14 protein-coding genes and 1 tRNA gene are annotated in these 16457 nt (G+C 33.0%); 6 read left to right on the top strand and 9 right to left on the bottom strand.

The annotated features are described in order from the left end of the window. Positions 1-166: 166 nt before the first annotated feature. From AC1Q8M_RS02730 to AC1Q8M_RS02710, 5 genes are all read right to left on the bottom strand, one after another. On the bottom strand, positions 167-973 hold the full coding sequence (locus AC1Q8M_RS02730) for a DUF4047 domain-containing protein (protein ID WP_492334115.1): 807 nt from the start codon (positions 971-973) through the stop codon (positions 167-169). A 134-nt stretch (positions 974-1107) separates the two neighbouring features. Then, complete coding sequence (locus AC1Q8M_RS02725; RefSeq protein ID WP_000172852.1) at positions 1108-1695, bottom strand: CalY family protein; 588 nt, start codon at positions 1693-1695, stop codon at positions 1108-1110. 64 nt (positions 1696-1759) lie between these two features. Next, positions 1760-2329, bottom strand: coding sequence for a signal peptidase I SipW (gene sipW / locus AC1Q8M_RS02720; protein WP_000767802.1), 570 nt, complete (start codon positions 2327-2329; stop codon positions 1760-1762). A 190-nt stretch (positions 2330-2519) separates the two neighbouring features. Then, a complete protein-coding gene (locus AC1Q8M_RS02715; RefSeq protein ID WP_016513126.1) occupies positions 2520-3806 on the bottom strand; it encodes a D-alanyl-D-alanine carboxypeptidase family protein in 1287 nt (428 codons plus the stop codon). A gap of 152 nt (positions 3807-3958) precedes the next feature. Next, a complete protein-coding gene (locus AC1Q8M_RS02710; RefSeq protein ID WP_000251856.1) occupies positions 3959-4186 on the bottom strand; it encodes a hypothetical protein in 228 nt (75 codons plus the stop codon). A 521-nt stretch (positions 4187-4707) separates the two neighbouring features. Here AC1Q8M_RS02710 and AC1Q8M_RS02705 point away from each other — a divergent pair. The 6 genes from AC1Q8M_RS02705 (at position 4708) to AC1Q8M_RS02680 (ending at position 9332) form a co-directional block, all read left to right on the top strand. Beyond that, entirely contained in the window at positions 4708-5463 is a 756-nt protein-coding gene (locus AC1Q8M_RS02705) for a class I SAM-dependent methyltransferase (RefSeq protein WP_098361239.1), read from the top strand. A gap of 167 nt (positions 5464-5630) precedes the next feature. Then, positions 5631-5852 carry a hypothetical protein gene (locus tag AC1Q8M_RS02700; RefSeq protein WP_098365689.1) on the top strand — a complete coding sequence of 74 codons (222 nt, stop codon included), beginning with the start codon at positions 5631-5633 and terminating at the stop codon, positions 5850-5852. Between the two features lie 589 nt (positions 5853-6441). Further along, entirely contained in the window at positions 6442-6906 is a 465-nt protein-coding gene (locus AC1Q8M_RS02695) for a hypothetical protein (protein ID WP_098365690.1), read from the top strand. A 270-nt stretch (positions 6907-7176) separates the two neighbouring features. Beyond that, a tRNA-Val gene (locus AC1Q8M_RS02690) sits at positions 7177-7249 on the top strand. 120 nt (positions 7250-7369) lie between these two features. Beyond that, positions 7370-8455, top strand: coding sequence for a tyrosine-type recombinase/integrase (locus AC1Q8M_RS02685; protein WP_255291849.1), 1086 nt, complete (start codon positions 7370-7372; stop codon positions 8453-8455). Between the two features lie 121 nt (positions 8456-8576). Beyond that, positions 8577-9332, top strand: coding sequence for a hypothetical protein (locus AC1Q8M_RS02680; protein WP_255291850.1), 756 nt, complete (start codon positions 8577-8579; stop codon positions 9330-9332). Positions 9333-9671: 339 nt separating this feature from the next. On the opposite strand, the gene AC1Q8M_RS02675 is transcribed toward AC1Q8M_RS02680, so the two are convergent. The 4 genes from AC1Q8M_RS02675 to hsdR all read right to left on the bottom strand — a co-directional run bounded on the left by AC1Q8M_RS02675 (position 9672) and on the right by hsdR (position 16307). After that, on the bottom strand, positions 9672-10493 hold the full coding sequence (locus AC1Q8M_RS02675; RefSeq protein WP_098855613.1) for a restriction endonuclease: 822 nt from the start codon (positions 10491-10493) through the stop codon (positions 9672-9674). Between the two features lie 164 nt (positions 10494-10657). Then, the gene (locus AC1Q8M_RS02670; protein WP_098855614.1) at positions 10658-12406 is read right to left on the bottom strand and encodes a restriction endonuclease subunit S; all 1749 of its coding nucleotides are present in this window, start codon (positions 12404-12406) and stop codon (positions 10658-10660) included. Continuing rightward, complete coding sequence (locus AC1Q8M_RS02665) at positions 12403-13869, bottom strand: class I SAM-dependent DNA methyltransferase (protein WP_098855615.1); 1467 nt, start codon at positions 13867-13869, stop codon at positions 12403-12405. Before AC1Q8M_RS02665 ends, AC1Q8M_RS02670 begins: the two co-directional genes overlap by 4 nt. A gap of 110 nt (positions 13870-13979) precedes the next feature. Next, positions 13980-16307, bottom strand: a complete 2328-nt coding sequence (hsdR, locus tag AC1Q8M_RS02660) for an EcoAI/FtnUII family type I restriction enzme subunit R (RefSeq protein ID WP_098855616.1) — start codon at positions 16305-16307, stop codon at positions 13980-13982. Positions 16308-16457 lie beyond the last annotated feature (150 nt).

Genomic DNA, 16457 nt, shown 5'->3' with positions numbered 1-16457 from the left:
TTATTTATTTTTTCACGCTCAAATCATTTAATACTATAAGAAAAAAGAAAAATAAAGAAGTGAGGGCTAACGTTCCCTCACACTCGTATAAATATTACTAGTCTTACTTATTCGTTCACTCTCTCTTACACCACATTCTTGTTTTCTGACTGTTTCACTAAAGCAGTTACTCCGCTTTCTTCTGCTCTTCTAGCTTTTTCTGTTCTTCCGCTTTCTTTTGTTCTTCTACTTTCTTCTGTTCTTCGGCTTTCTTTTGTTCTTCTACTTTCTTCTGTTCTTCGGCTTTCTTTTGTTCTTCTACTTTCTTCTGTTCTTCTACTTTCTTCTGTTCTTCTACTTTCTTTTGTTCTTCTACTTTCTTTTGTTCTTCGGCTTTCTTCTGTTCTTCTACTTTCTTTTGTTCTTCGGCTTTCTTTTGTCCTTCCGCTTCAATTGCAATGTTTAATTGTTGCTGAAGAGCCTGAATTTGCTCATCAATAGCTTTCAAGCTAATTTCTTTCTCAATATAGTCACGCTTCTCTTTGATACTGCGGAAGCCTTCATTTACATATATGGACACTTGCTGCATCGACTCATCTTTATTTACCTTTAATTCTTCTTGTATTTGATTGTAAGGAGCTTCTATTTCAGTATATACATTTTGCAGGGCTTCCTTCTCAGCAACAATTTTCTCACGCCCTTGTTGCCATACAGAAATCGCCTGTTTTATTTCTTCAATAGAAGTTGCTTTCGATTTTCCCTTCATCGTTCCATACTCACGCTCAATAAACTGTTTATGTTTCTCGGATTGCTCTTTTAACGTATTAACTGTTTTCGGAAATATAATTGCTGTAGAAAACGTCGCTTCTACTTTCGTTTCATGAATGAACGCCGCTTCTGTATGCGTCATAATTTGAGATCCTAAATAAAACGTAATAGAACACATACACGGCAATATAAGCATCTTTTTAAAATTACGCGGTCTTTTCAGCATCTTAATCTCTCCCATCGAACATTACGTTCTTTATACAGAACATTATCTATATTATAGTAAAGAACTATTAAAATTGATAGACAAATACTAGAAAAATAGAAAAAGGGCTATCCATGTGATAGCCCTTTTTGTTATTATCTTTCTTCACCTGCTGTTTGTTGTGCATCAAACGTCCAATTTAATTGTAACTTATCGCCTTGGAATTGATTTTGATCTTTTCCATTATCAACGAACTCAAATTTCACTTTGAATTTATCAGATTTACCTGCTGAAATACCTTTTTCATCCCAGAACCAAGCCGATAAATCATTATCTACAGCTGTAAGTGTGTCACCTTTTAATTTATCTAAAGTAGTTTGTTTCACAATTGTCTCATGCTTATCTACATTTTTTAAGAATGTTACTTTAATATGTTTACCAAAATCATCTTTATTATCTTTCTTTACATCTTCTACATTATAATCTGTTTTCAGTAAAACCTTTTTAATATCTAAAGAGCCTTTATTTTCTAGTTTAAATTCTTTTTCAATTGTATCCCCAGGTTTTAAATTCGATACGTTAACAACTGTTGATGGATTTAATGCTAAATCCAGTGTCCCAGCCGCAAATGTATTGTTTGACACTTCTTTATCACTGAAAAATGCAAATGTTCCTCCACCAACTAACGCTGCTCCTAGTACTGCTGATGTAATACCCATTCCTAATTTTTTCTTTAAAGTCATGTCCATATCCCCTTAATATATATATATTTGTTAACTTCCTAAACGGAAAGTATAACCAAACGAACTAGACGGATTGTTCTACTTTTTTATCTTTCTTTTCTCCGTCAATGCTACGAATAGCCCCAAAAATAGAAATCGCGGAATATCCAAGTAAAAAGACTCCTGGAATAATAAGAAGTAATGCTGCTCCCGCTTTTGAATTCGCATAATTCAGTAAATAACCAACGTACGGAACTGTAATATCTGCATACTTTCCAACTACATTTTCTGCAAGTACTGGCTCTAAATCTGGTCCGTTGTTGTTATCCCCTTTTGTTTCATACATTACTTTTCCATTTGTATCTTTCACACCGATAATACGGTGAGTGATAATTTTTTGATCTTTCTCTTTAAAGGTAATAACATCACCTTTTTGATATTTAGAACCATCTTTGTTTGGTTCTATTGCAATGATTGATCCTGTTAAAAACGTCGGCTCCATTGATCCTGAAAGAACGCTCTTAAATTGATATCCCATCACTGTCGGATCACCACCGCTCGCTTTTGAAGAAATAACTACAAAAGCTAAAAAAACCATCAATGCAAATAAAACAAATGAGATCGCGTTGCTAATTACCTTCCAAATTAATTTCATCGTCTCTCTCCCTCTCCGTTGTTTTATATTATTTGAAGTATGCAATATCCATTATGTTCTTTAACAAGAACACAAGTAAATGATATAACGAACTTTAAGTTATTGCAATAAGAAAATTTACAATTATTAGTTATTTAAAGTATAAAAAAAAGACTGTGCCAAAATTTCACACAATCTTTATATTAGTAATTTATTTACCTTCTGATTTCATTCCTTTTGTATTTCGGCGCAACACTACATATAAAATTGCTCCAAATAATACAATCGCACCTATCCCAACACTTATTACTTTAACATTTGAGTCTTTTACTTCAGGCATAGTTGTATCTTTTTTAGGCATCGCAAAAGTGACATCTTCTGTTGAAAGAACATTTACCGTCGCAATTGTTTGATTATTTTTCGTAATATCAACTGCACCAACTACCTCACCACGATGTATTCCTTTATGATATAAAGATTCTTTATCTAATGAAGCCGCCCGGAAAATAGTTTTCACATTTTTTCCTTCATCTTTCTTAAGCATAAGCTCCGCACTTTGTTCCAACTCAGAATTAACATCTTTATTTAAATATGTTGTTTTTTGATGCCAATTATGTTTATCCAGCACCATTTGCTTCGTAAATTGACCGAAAGAATATTCCGCCATCTGCTTCAAATCTTCATAAATTTCAGGTCTTTGAGAAGCCATTACTACGCTTATAATACGGTTTCCATCTTTCTCATTTAATAAAACAAGCGTATTACGCGCTTCATTCGTAAACCCTGTCTTACCGCCAATGCTATATGGATTTTCAAAAAAATTAGATTTATTAAAAATAGACACCGTCTGCCTAGACGTCGTAACTGTCGTTCTTTTCGTATTCATCGCTTGTAAAATTTCAGGATACTTTTGCACACCCTTCGTAATCATAGCCATATCATACGGCGTCGTATAATGGTTCGGATCATGCAGTCCATTCGGTGTTACAAAGTGGCTATCTTTCGCCCCTAATTGCTTCGCTTTCTCATTCATCATATTAGCGAAATTCTCAACACTCCCGCCAATCCGCTCCGCAATCGCATACGACACATCATTCGCACTCAGCACCATTAAAATCATAAGCGCAGTATTTCTATTAATTGTCTCTCCAGGTTGAAACTCAATTTGATAATTACTCTTCTCTTGATCTAATGCTAATTGTGAAAATGTAAATTGATCCTCTGGCTTTGTATGCTCCATGAGTAAAATCGCTGTTAACACCTTCGTCGTACTAGCAGGATATGCTCGGTGATATGCGTTTTTGTCATACATAACATCTCCTGTTTTCGCATCAATTGTCGTTGCAAACTGACTAAAAACATTCGGTCCTTCTGCAGGTGGTGGTGCAACTTGTTCTGGATTTACTCCAATATTCGTCTCAGCACGCAATGTCATAGGTGTCAACAAAAACAAACAAATAACTGTAATAAAAACCAAAATTTTCTTAAAATTTACCATATGACTCTCCCTTTTCCATTTACTCCTCTAACAAAATAAGAAATCTACCAATCATATGTAATTTGTATTAAACTGGAAGAATTTTCACTATTTTTTACTATATCATATTTTTACGATAAAGAACATAAATATACAATAAAAATAAGAAGGAATTACTCTTTCTTATCCTTCTCATCTATCAACGAATCTATTAACTTTTGACTAGCTTCCTCGGGCGTAATCTCATCGGTTATCCCCATAAACGACCAACCTTTAGAATCGACCCACTCAACAAACTCTTGTAAAAATTCATCATGTGTAACATCCACATCAAGAATCGAGCCATTAATCGAAATCGTTCTATTTTTAGACACGCGCATCTTGAACGTTTTTCTTACCATTACAACTTTTCTCCCTCTACTTCTGAATATTTATAAAGTGAAACTTTCATCAACCCTCACCAATCGGACTTTTACGGCCATCCCGACCCCAACCTAACTTCTTTACTTTTGCTAAATTTCGAGGTAAGGGATCTTACTGCCCGCAAATAGCGAGATAAAATAATCATGTATCTCTGTTATACATGATTTTCAGTAAATTGTAAAAAGGATATATTGGCCAATTTAAATAGCAAAAATGAAAATCTCTTACCTACGTAAACGTAATACGACATACAATCGCTCATAAATTATTAAATAAATCCATAAAAATATACACTTTAAAACATAATTGAGTAAGCCATTCTAGTCTTTTGGAAGATATTATCTAAAATAGTATACTAAACGGATAAAGGATATTTGAATAAAGAAACTGAGGCTTTCTATTTAGCTGGACTCTTAAGTTGTAGACTTAGAGACTGATGCCGGAATTCATATTTAATTTCTATTTCTGTACATAATATCGTAAGAAAGAAGGTAGTACTGTGAAAACAACAGAAAATTTTACTGACAGGGCCGATATATATGCAAAATATCGCCCTAGTTATCCTAATGAATATATTGATTACTTGCTTTCAGCTAACCAACTGAAAGGGAATCGGATTGTGGCTGATATTGGTTCAGGTACAGGGATATTTAGCCACCAGCTGCTTGAAAGTGGTTTACATGTTATTGGAGTTGAGCCAAATGATGATATGAGAAAGATGGCTGAGCAATCGTTAAAACTATATTCTCGTTTTCAATCCATAAAAGCAACTGCTGAACATACCACTTTAAAAGAAAATAGTGTAGATTTAGTAACTGTTGCCCAAGCATTTCATTGGTTTAATAAAGAGGCTTTCAAAATCGAATGCCAACGAATTTTAAAACAAAAAGCAAATGTTGCACTTGTTTGGAATAGTAGAGATTTAACTAGTCCACTTATTAAAGAGAACGCAGAAATTTGCCAGAAAACCTGCCCAAACTTTAAAGGATTTAGCGGTGGAATAGATGAAACTCCAGAAATATTTAATAGCTTTTTTAAGGATGGAAAGTATGAGTTTAAAGAATATCAAAATGATTTACTTTTTGATTATGAAGGGTTTTTGGGAAGGAATTTATCAGCATCTTATGCTCCGAAAGAAAATGACGAACAGTATAAAAATTTTATTTTTCTCCTATCAGAGCTATTCGAAAAATACAGTAAAAACGGAAAAATTATTCTCCCGAATTTAACACGAAGCTATCTAGGCAATGTATAAACAGCCTGATACAAAGAGACTTTGAACGGAATTAAAACAAGCCTAGCCCCTTCCTGAATGTAGAACGAGGTTAGGCTTGTTTTGCATTTTACCACATCAAATTCAAATGACTTTCGTACAATAAAGTAGAATATATTAGAAAACACCTTAAACTGAGGAGGAACTCAATGGCGCGTTGTACGTATTGTAAAACGAAATGGAAAGTAAAAGACGTATGGTCGATACTCTTGGCATTTGAAAAAGATTGTCCGTATTGTTTTGGGAGGCAATATCTATCAAAAAAAACAGTGAACGCTATGCCAGAACTTATAAGCTTACCTTTACACTTCTTGTTCCCTTTTCGTGTTGATTTGAGTGATGAAGGTCCTTTAGATTGGTATCGGAAATAATATAACCTCTGCATCTAAAGACTACTTTCTACTAAATTCGCTTCTCATCATTATTCCTTCATACATTACTCTCATAATCGCTTATACTTTCCCTTTTGAAAATCCCGTATCTCAGCAGAAAGGGCGTCCCCTGGACAAGGTTTATCAATTATGACTTTAATAAACGATGATATATGTATAAGCATTAGGTTCCAATCAAATATTAATTGAAACTCAACACTGCTTGTATTCTGTAATTCAGAATACAAGCAGTGTTTTTTATTATGCATTTTTGCATACAGTATGATTTTCTCTTGTAAATAGATAATAATGGTATATAATAAAATCAATGTTTTACCAATAAAAGGTAATAAAAAGTAGTGGGATAAGCAATTAACCAAAACGTATTAACAGATTTGTTCTATGTAAATCATGATACATATATGGAATCAAAACTATGAAATTTTATGTAGAGATTAGATTACTACAAGATGAAAGATTCATAGCGAATGCACTCGAGGAAAAAAGTGTTCGATTAGATTAATGTTATAAAACTACTTAATGTGATATCTATGGAATGAATTGAGAATATACTTAGGGGGAATTTCAAGTGAAAGCATTTAGTAAAGTATTATTAACAGGAGCTTTAGCTTTAGGCGGTTTAACAGCTATGAACATTGATACACCGAAGGCACATGCTGACGGAGCAAGCGAGTTCTGTCGTTATATTTGTGGTCCTAGCGAAACGTTGAATGGTTTCACAATTCAATTACACGCTACAGAGTACAGCTACGGCCAAAATATGATTGCAAAAATCACAAATGATAGAGCTGAAGATGTGCGCTATCGTGTAACTATTGAAAAGAAATGGACAAGTGGCTGGGGTTACTATGAAACTGACTTCAATTTTGGCTCCGAATTACCAGCTGGAACAAACGAAGAATTTTACAATACCACTGGTTGGGGTGGACAACTTTCAGAAAACGGGGAATATCGTTACAAAGTTAAAATTACAAATGTTGACGGTTCTGTAGATACAATTTATACAGCTTCAATGACACTTACAGGAAGATAGCTCATGAACAAGCTCCATTATTTATGCTTGTATTTTTGATGATTTCATTGATAATTGCGGTGATATTATTATTATTATTGAAATAAGCTCTTCGGGGCTTATTTTTTATATACAAATTGGAATGATAATATTCAGAAAATTAAATCTTTACACTATTAAAGTTTGTTGCTATTATAGAAATACATCAAATGTTACAATATTCAACAGATTATACAAATCCTCCGATTACACGAATGAAAACACATTGCTGGTCGTAATATTTATAGTTGGGATCCCGTAGCTCAGCAGGGAGAGCGCCACCTTGACAGGGTGGAGGTCGTGAGTTCGAGCCTCTCCGGGGTCATATCCTATTGTATCAACTGTTGATAATTTCATATTTTGACCAAAACTAACGGTGAGTACCGCTCAAGTTTTGATTGAAACTCCTCCTTTAACTCTAAATGAGAATGAAGGAGGTTTTTTTATGTCTTTAACATACTTCACTGAAAAAGAAATCGTAAAAAAACGACAACCCCACAAACGAAAAACTAGCAAAATTTCAAAAGAAGATTCTGTTGAACGTGTATTCGAAAGATTTGTTGACAGTAAAGTGAAACAGAATTTACGCCCCAAATCATTGAATCAATTCCTTCTTATGTTTAATAGCATTAAGGCATTTCATAGAACACAAAATGCTCACACATTTTATATGAATGAGATTACAACAAACTTCATTTCTGACTGGGTCTACTGGTTAAAAAATGAATATATACGCTTTGAAGGTCACGCTTACGTGCCTGAAAGTGCTCAAACTGTTGGATTAGCGGATGAAACGATTTCTAGTAGGATTAAGCGATTGAAAACATTTATAAATTGGTGTTTACGCCAAGAAATCATCAGCAAAAATCCATTCAATAAATTCGAGGGATTCCGTAAAGATAACACACAAATTGACATTCTTTCGATTGATGAATTGAACAATTTATTGAAGGTGGCAAAATCGTACTCCAATAAAAGTTTCAAACATTTTCGTGACTATGTATTGTTACACCTTCTCATTGATGGCATGTTTCGTATAACCGAAGCATTGTTGTTATCACCATCAAATATTGACCATACAAACCGAGCGGTAATTATACAATCCAATAACGCCAAATCACGAAAATCTCGTACCGTACCATTATCAAATAAAACATATCGTCTACTTATGCAATTGCTAGAGGAAAATGAAGCATTTGAAGGCGATGTTGATGATTTAATTTTCTTATCATTAAGCGGACGTATGTTAAGCAAAAACAATGTGCTTCGTGATTTTCGTAAATACGCTATTGAGTCCAAAATTAAAAAGCGATTCTATTTGCATTTGATACGTCATTCAGCGGCTACTCATTATTTATCATCTTCTGGTGATATTGAATCATTACGAAAAATCCTTGGACATGCTGATTTACGAACTGTTCTTATATACAGTCATTTGGCGGATAGTACCGTTCAAGAGAAACATGCGACTTATGGATTTTTTGGCAGTGAAAATGTAATCAATCGTAAGCGAAGTAATAAAAGGAAATAAAATAAAACCGTCTACTCCCCCACCGACCAAAGTTTGGGAATAAACGGTTCACCACAAATCCGAGAAGGACTTGCTTATTTAATTGTAGCAAAGTTTCTTCTCCATGAAAAGGAGAATACTTATGTGTATTAAAAGCGATATTAATTACATTCAGAAACGTTTGCTTGAACGACTGAACGTTAAAACTGGATCCACTTTATTTACTATTATCGAAGCGATTTCTCAACAAGCGTACGCAAAATGCTCGTTCGTAGTATCACAAAAAAATTCAACATTAGCAGTTAAATGTGATGTTACCGCTTCTACAATTTCACGCAACCTAAAGAAAATTAAAGACAGATGCGCTGATTTAATTCAAATTGAACAAAATCGTAATGTATCGGAACAATTCGCTTCATTAGTATTTACGTTCATTCCACTAGCCAACTGTAAAGAAAATTTACAGTTAAATGATAAATGTCAAACGGATATGTCAAACGGTGAACAAACGGAGGAAGTCAATGATGATACGGTATGCCATGATATTGTTGAATCGCCTTCTAGAAGTTTTTCTAATCATTCCGAAGTATATATTTCTAATCAAAATAAAGTTATAAATACTAGTACTGTTAACAAAGAAGATGTTATACAAAACGATATTATTCACGAGGAATATGTATTTGCACGTGAAAATGGAATCAGCAAAAAGGTGTTCTTCAAGGTCATTGATGAAATCAAAAATAAAAATAATATCAGCAATCTCAAAGTATATATTCGTGGAGCAATCAAAAACGTAATAAACCATATTTCATTTCGGAATGGAACACGTACATACGATAATCCACGAAATCAACTGTTTTATGATTGGTTAAATGGTGACGGACACGAAACGGTATAGATTTTGCATTTCTATTAATACTTTTATAAATAATTGCCGTTTGCTGTCCGTGAAAAGATGTGTATATACAGCAAGATCCCACGTACCAAATGAATGATACGTGGTTATAATGAGTAATTTAATTATGGACAATTTAATTTAAAAATTATAAGAGAATGTGAAAAATGAAATCGTGTTTTCACCTACCTTTCATAATACTATTATATTGTGTTTATTTTCAGTGTAAGGAAAGAAATCAAAAAAAATAACGCTCATTAATCAATAAATACAATGAGCGTTATATGGTAAAATTTCTATTTCATAAGAACAAAGAAAACAACTGCATAGAATAGCTATTGCTCAATCCATTTTTATTTCGTTTTCAAGTTTGTATTTAAAAATGAGCTCAACAAGCTTATACCCATCTATCAATATTATATCTTTGCATCTTTTTATTTCTTCTACATAATCATTAGCCTTGCGAGCAAATTTCCCTGTGGTAATATAGTAACCTTTTATACACTTATATGGATCTAAATATGGATCTAATGCACCTGAGAATTGTTGCACTAATTTTCTACCAACATTTCCATCATTGTATCGTTTAGACTCAAAGTAAATTTTAGAGTTTTTATCTTTTCCCAAATGAACGATACCATCAATACCACCATCATTGCTTTTGGGGGTAATTTCTACGCATTGTAAAAAATCTACATTATACATTCTAGATAGAACTAATCCGCAAATTTCTTCAAAGTAAGTATGGTGGACTTTTTTTAATTTCTGGAGATATTTCTCATATCTTTTAAAGATCAGCTTTTTTTCTAACTCTTTCTCTCTTTGAGCCTTTAAAGTTTGCTTCCTCTTAATCAATTCATTAATATCATGATTTGTAATCTTATTTGATTTTTTCGCTAATACTTTTCTTGCATTATCAGTTGTTCTAAAAGGTTTTATACCTTTAAAAACTAGCCCCGCTTCAATTAATCGCTTCATAGAAAAACTTACTTGTGAGTAGAATTTCTTCCCACCAGATTTAACTCTTTCATTCAGTTCTTCATCAGTTAAACCGAAAAAATGTGCCAATACTTCTACTGCCTCTTTCAAACTCTTAATGGGATACGTATCAACTAATGTCAATAACGGCAAATGAACATCATCATACATACTAGGTAATCCCATTTACAACATCCTTTCGATATATTTTTATTATGTAATCGAAATAATATTGTGCATTTACCCCCAGTATAATCCGTTACTTACCTAATCCACAACACTCACAATAAAAAAATCCATTCATTTTAACACGATATATTTTCAATTATGCAAAATGAATGGATCTTAAATTAATTTAACACTTCTTCTTTTACTGTAAAAGTTTCTTGTAATACAGATTTCATTAGCTGCTCGCTCTCGTGCTTAGATTTTTCAATATTTGCTTCTAATTCATCGCATAAAATCATTAGCCTGTTGACTTTCTCAACTATACGTTGTTGCTCATGTAATGGTGGCAAAGAAATTAAAAATTTAGCAATATTACTCATACTTAAATTCGCTCTAGCACTATCTACTTGTTTATCATACATATAACTTATACATAACGGACTGTTAAAAAAGAGCAGTAAGTATTCTTTAATTACAAGTGGAGTTAGTCGAATTAAACACACAGCCTGATTTATATTGGCACAAGCATCTTCATTAAAAATTGCGGTTCTTCCTATAGAAGCCCCAACGATATTCATTAGCAAATCGCCTTTTTGTAATAATGACCTCGGCGCTATCTCATTGAATTTTTTCTCAACATATTTCTTTTTCTTTAGGATGAGATTGAATTTCCCGACATTTTCACTTGTAATAAATAAAACATCATCGGGATTTTCTGTATACTCAACACCCTGCCATTTTGGTGAAGAACCTTTAGTTATTAAATGTGATATGTCCTGTAGCCTTACCCATTCCCATCCTTTAGGTACGTTAAAAGGTTTCTCCTCATTTGTAATTTGGGATAATGGCTTCTCTCTTTTTAATTTCTTTTCTCTAATTAATCGTTCTTTTTCTTCTGCTATTTTTTCTAATAACATACTTGCGGGTTCACCATTTTCATTTTTGGTTACAAGTTTCCCTTTCACAGCAAGTGATAAAATGGAATTCCGTAACTGTAATACATGTTCCGTATCTGTACAAAGTAATTGTAAATTAGATATAACAAATTGCAAACTTCCTCGTAGTTCGGCTTCCGTTGTTGACTTTTCTAAAGAAGAGAAAGCAGATTTATTTAATCTATCTTTTCTTCTTTGTTTCTTTTCTAATTGTTTTTTTAACATTTCGCAAAAATTCATTAATCGATCTACTTTTTCTACAATACGCTTTTGTTCACTTAAAGGAGGGATAGGAATTTTAAATTCAATAAGTTTAGAAATACTTAAACCTTCCCTAGATATACCAACTTGAGTTGACATAATAGTCTTTTGAATATAATTTGAAATTAGACAGTAATGTAAATAGTGTCTTAATGTATCGTTATCATCTACCAATCTTATAATTGATACATGTTGATTTACATTTCCAATATCAAAAGTAGAAGGTACGATACAGCATCTTCCAATTGAAGCACCAGTAATATTCAATAGTAAGTCATTTGGTTTAACTATACTTCCTGACATCTTATTATTGATTTCTTCTGTAATACAAGCAATATCTTTTAAGTATAGTCCATCATTCCAAACGTTTTGTGACCTAATAAATTTAATACCTGCATCTACATAAACTGCCCTTCCCCCACGAGGTGTACTTCCTGCACCAATCTTTTCAATTAAATATTGTAATCTAACCCACTCCCACCCCTTAGGTAATTCAAAAGGCTTCTCTTCTTCCGTAATTGGAGGTAATGTTTTTTCTTTTTTTATTTTCTTTTCTTTAATTAATTTTTCTTTTTTTATCTTGATTTTTTCTAATAATACACTTGCTGGTTCATCATTCAGATCTTGCGGAACTAGTTTCCCTCTTACAGCCATATCTAAAATAAGCTCTTGCAATTTCTTTGTGGATTCTGGAGAGTCAAAAATAGTATCAAAATGTTCTAGGAGCAAACTCATTTCATTCCCTCCAAAATAGCTGATAGTTCTTGTTTTAATGTATTTTTCACTTTTTGTACTTGTTGCATAGCTCTATCATATTTCTGTAGTGCTTCTTCTGGGGAAAGCAACTCATCTTCTTTACTATACGGCTTTTTAAAGTCTAAGTTATAATTTCTTACCTTCACTTCATCGATTGTTACTTTCCATGCAAAATTATTTTCTTCTCTATTATTCCACCATTCACGTTCAGCATCAAATTCTTCTAAACGAATTGGTTTTGTTTTTGTATAGTTCTTATAACCCTCTGGTAATTGATGCTCATAAAACCAAACTTCTCTTGTTGGTCCTATTTTATCGAAAAATAGTAAATTTGTGTTAATACCTGTGTATGGGGCAAATACACCATTAGGTAAACGTATAATTGTATGGAGATTAAATTCCTTCAACAACTTTTCTTTTATATTTCTTTTTACACCTTCTGTTCCAAATAAGAATCCATCAGGTAATACAACTCCAGCTTTACCATTTTCTTTTAACCGTTCCATAATCATGACCATGAACAAATCTGCTGTTTCGGCTGTTTGGAATTCCTTTTTAAAATTAGTTTGAACAGATTTTTCCTCTACTCCACCAAATGGAGGATTCATTCCAATTTTATCAACTTTTTGTTCATCTGAAATATCACGAGTATCAATCTCTAATGAGTTATCACGTTTAATCTTAGGAGCATCTACACCATGAAGAATCAGGTTTGTAACAGCCAATAAGTGCGGCATTGGTTTCTTTTCAATTCCAATTAATCCGTTAAATACGGATTCTTCGCCACCTGTACGTTTATATTCTGGTTGCTTTTTCATGTGTTCTAAAGCGCAAGTTAAAAACCCACCTGTACCACATGCAAAGTCAGCAAATTTTTCTCCTACTTGCGGATCTAACATTTCAACAATAAATTCCGTAACTGCTCGTGGTGTATAATACTCCCCACTATTCCCTGCACTCTGCAGGTCTTTTAAAATCGTCTCATAAATGTCATTAAAAGCATGTCGCTCTTCATAAGAACCAAAGTCAATGTTATCTATAACATCAATAACTTGACGAATTAATGTACCGTTTTTCATGTAGTTATACGCATCTTCAAAAACATATTTAACAATAGCTGCACGTTCTTCTGTTTGCTCATCAATTTCTAACTCTTTTAAAGTAGGGAATAACTTTTCATTAATAAATTCAACAAGCTCACTACCTGTCATAGCTTGTCCAGTTTCTTCATCCGTTTTTGCCCAATCACGCCATTTCAAACCTTCAGGAATGATTGAAACATAATCGTCTTCAAATACTTCCCACTCTTCTTCTTCCTTTGCATCATATATTTTTAGGAATAGCATCCAAACTAATTGAGAAATTCGCTGAGCGTCTCCATCGACACCAGGGTCTTGTCTCATTATATCTTGTATAGATTTCACGAAATTTGTAATTGACATTCCATCTAACCTCCACTTTTCAATATGTAAATTATAACACAAAGACTATATCACAGAACCAAAAAAATAAGAACACACGTTTTATATCAACATGTGTTCCAATCAGCGATTTAACTAATGTCAAATAACTCTCTTTCTAATTCCTTTACAGCCTTATTCCAACCACCTTTTCCGCCAAATGCTTGAATCAAATCTTTTGGTTTTCCAATTTCACAGAATGGCTCAAGTCTTAAAACTTTGGCATCGTCTAAGTTATAGACTCCTTCATTCATGTACTTTTCTAAGAGATTTTCTAATACCTTTTGTGCTACTTCTGAATACTTACCGAAATAATTTCGTTTTTTTACATTATTAGCCCGTTCCTTTCTAGTCAATGGCTTCATATCGTATGCTATATGACAAATCAAGTCAAAATCATCAATTTCATTTAGACCTGTTTCTTCACGCAACGCATCTAAAATAACACCATGTTCCTTTAACTCCTCAATAATTGCTTCTTTTCGTTCTTCGGAATTCCAACGTCTTAGAAACTCATTTAAGTCGGCAAACTCTTCCTTTATATTACGTTTAGAATAATCTTTGAGCGACTCCGTTACTAACTTACCATCTTTATCATAGTACTGAACTCGTTCATGTAACAATATTACTTCTACATCATTTACATATATTTTTCTTCTCGGTTCTGTACCTTCTTCATCGTCATTGCCACCATCATTACCTTTTCTTCCGCCTTTTCCTTGACTACCTTTTCCATTTTCTCCGCTTTCATCATCACCATTATCAACTAGAATAGGATCCCCATCGAAATCAGGGTCAGCAAATTTATTAGAAACGTCTCGGAAATCCAGTAAATTAAAGTACAGTTTATCATGTTTCTCATTGATTCTTGTACCACGACCAAGAATCTGTTTAAACTCAATCATAGATTCAATCCGTGAATCTATGGCTACAATCTTACAGGTTTTTGCATCTACACCTGTTGTAAGTAATTTTGATGTCGTTACAATAGTTGGATACTTACTATTAGGGTCTATAAAATTATCTAATTGCGCTTTACCTTCGTTATCATCGCCTGTAATTTTCATGATATATCGTGAATCTTCTTTTACTAAATCACTATTTTCATTTACTAATGCTTGTCGCATACGTTCAGCATGTTCAATATCAATACAAAAAACTATCGTTTTCATAAATCTATCTTGCTTTTTAAGAAAATCCGAAATAACTTTTGCAACTAATTCCGTCCGCTTTTCTAATACTAAATTTGTATCAAAATCCATCGTATTATAAATACGGTCTTCAATAACTTCTCCATTTCTATCAAGTTGCCCCTTTTTAGGCCTAAAGCCCATTAAATCCTTATCGAATCCATAACGATATACCTTATATGGAGCAAGAAACCCATCTTCAATCCCTTCTTTTAATGAATAAGTGTATACTGGCTCTCCAAAATAGCCAATATTAGAAACATCCTCTGTTTCTTTTGGTGTTGCTGTGAGCCCAACTTGTACAGCATCTGAAAAGTATTCAATAATTTCTCTCCATTGTGAATCTTCTTTTGCAGAACCACGATGGCACTCGTCAATTACAATCAAATCAAAAAAAGAAGGAGGGACTTGCTTATAAGTCTTATCCTCTTCACTAGGACCTGTTATTGCTTGGTACAATCCTAGGTAAACTTCATAGCTTGTATCTATCTTACGATTTTTAATTTTTGTCATTACGGTCTTAAATGGCTTAAAATCTTGATTCATTGTTTGGTCAACTAGGATATTCCGATCTGCTAAAAATAAAATGCGCTTAGCTTTCCTTGCTTTCCACAAACGATAAATAATTTGGAAAGCAGTATATGTCTTTCCTGTCCCTGTTGCCATGACTAACAATATTCTATTTTGACCTTTTGCCACACTCTTAATCGTTTCATTAATTGCGTTCATTTGATAATATCGAGGTGTTTTTTCACCAAGTTGAAAATAGTACGGCTCTGTAATTAACGTTTCCTCTTGATTATCAATATTGTTATGCTGTTTATAACGATTCCATAATTGCTCTGGACTTGGAAATTCATCTAAACCTATTTGTCGTTCCTTACCTGTTAATCGGTCATGTTCAAGAAAGCCATCACCATTTGAAGAATATACAAAAGGCACTTTTAACATCTCACCATAACCAATTGCCTGTTGAATGCCATGACCAATTGAATGTTTATTATCCTTAGCTTCGATTACAGCAATAGGTAGATTTGTTTTATAAAATAATACATAATCTGCTCTTTTCTTCGTTCCTCTAGCAACAAGACTTCCCCTCACAATAATTCTGCCGTCCGTTATTTGATATTCTTCTCTTATTTGTCTATGTAAATCCCATCCAGCATTCACAATAGCTGGTGTAATATATTTTGTACAAATATCACGTTCGGTCATTTTGTGTTTGTCCATTATAAATTCTCCCCTCATAAACTTTCCAAACAAATTTATATTTATAATATCAAATTTTACCATATACATATGCAAATAGTATTGGAATTTATGGAAAACAGGGTATTTTTCATATAATAAAAATTTTATAGTATTTTCTATATAAAAACC

Source organism: Bacillus sp. GW823-FHT06A10 (assembly GCF_058795375.1).
Note: the sequence above shows the minus strand (reverse complement) of the source record. Positions and strands in the feature narration are given on the sequence as shown.

Excerpts from the sequence above, each read along its gene's own strand:
- AC1Q8M_RS02725 (WP_000172852.1), bottom strand. The coding sequence starts at position 1,695 with ATGACTTTAAAGAAAAAATTAGGAATGGGTATTACATCAGCAGTACTA.
- sipW (WP_000767802.1), bottom strand. The coding sequence starts at position 2,329 with ATGAAATTAATTTGGAAGGTAATTAGCAACGCGATCTCATTTGTTTTA.
- AC1Q8M_RS02675 (WP_098855613.1), bottom strand. The coding sequence starts at position 10,493 with ATGGGATTACCTAGTATGTATGATGATGTTCATTTGCCGTTATTGACA.
- AC1Q8M_RS02670 (WP_098855614.1), bottom strand. The coding sequence starts at position 12,406 with ATGAGTTTGCTCCTAGAACATTTTGATACTATTTTTGACTCTCCAGAA.
- hsdR (WP_098855616.1), bottom strand. The coding sequence starts at position 16,307 with ATGGACAAACACAAAATGACCGAACGTGATATTTGTACAAAATATATT.
- AC1Q8M_RS02730 (WP_492334115.1), bottom strand. The coding sequence starts at position 973 with ATGCTGAAAAGACCGCGTAATTTTAAAAAGATGCTTATATTGCCGTGT.
- AC1Q8M_RS02715 (WP_016513126.1), bottom strand. The coding sequence starts at position 3,806 with ATGGTAAATTTTAAGAAAATTTTGGTTTTTATTACAGTTATTTGTTTG.
- AC1Q8M_RS02685 (WP_255291849.1), top strand. The coding sequence starts at position 7,370 with ATGTCTTTAACATACTTCACTGAAAAAGAAATCGTAAAAAAACGACAA.
- AC1Q8M_RS02710 (WP_000251856.1), bottom strand. The coding sequence starts at position 4,186 with ATGGTAAGAAAAACGTTCAAGATGCGCGTGTCTAAAAATAGAACGATT.
- AC1Q8M_RS02665 (WP_098855615.1), bottom strand. The coding sequence starts at position 13,869 with ATGTCAATTACAAATTTCGTGAAATCTATACAAGATATAATGAGACAA.
- AC1Q8M_RS02700 (WP_098365689.1), top strand. The coding sequence starts at position 5,631 with ATGGCGCGTTGTACGTATTGTAAAACGAAATGGAAAGTAAAAGACGTA.
- AC1Q8M_RS02680 (WP_255291850.1), top strand. The coding sequence starts at position 8,577 with ATGTGTATTAAAAGCGATATTAATTACATTCAGAAACGTTTGCTTGAA.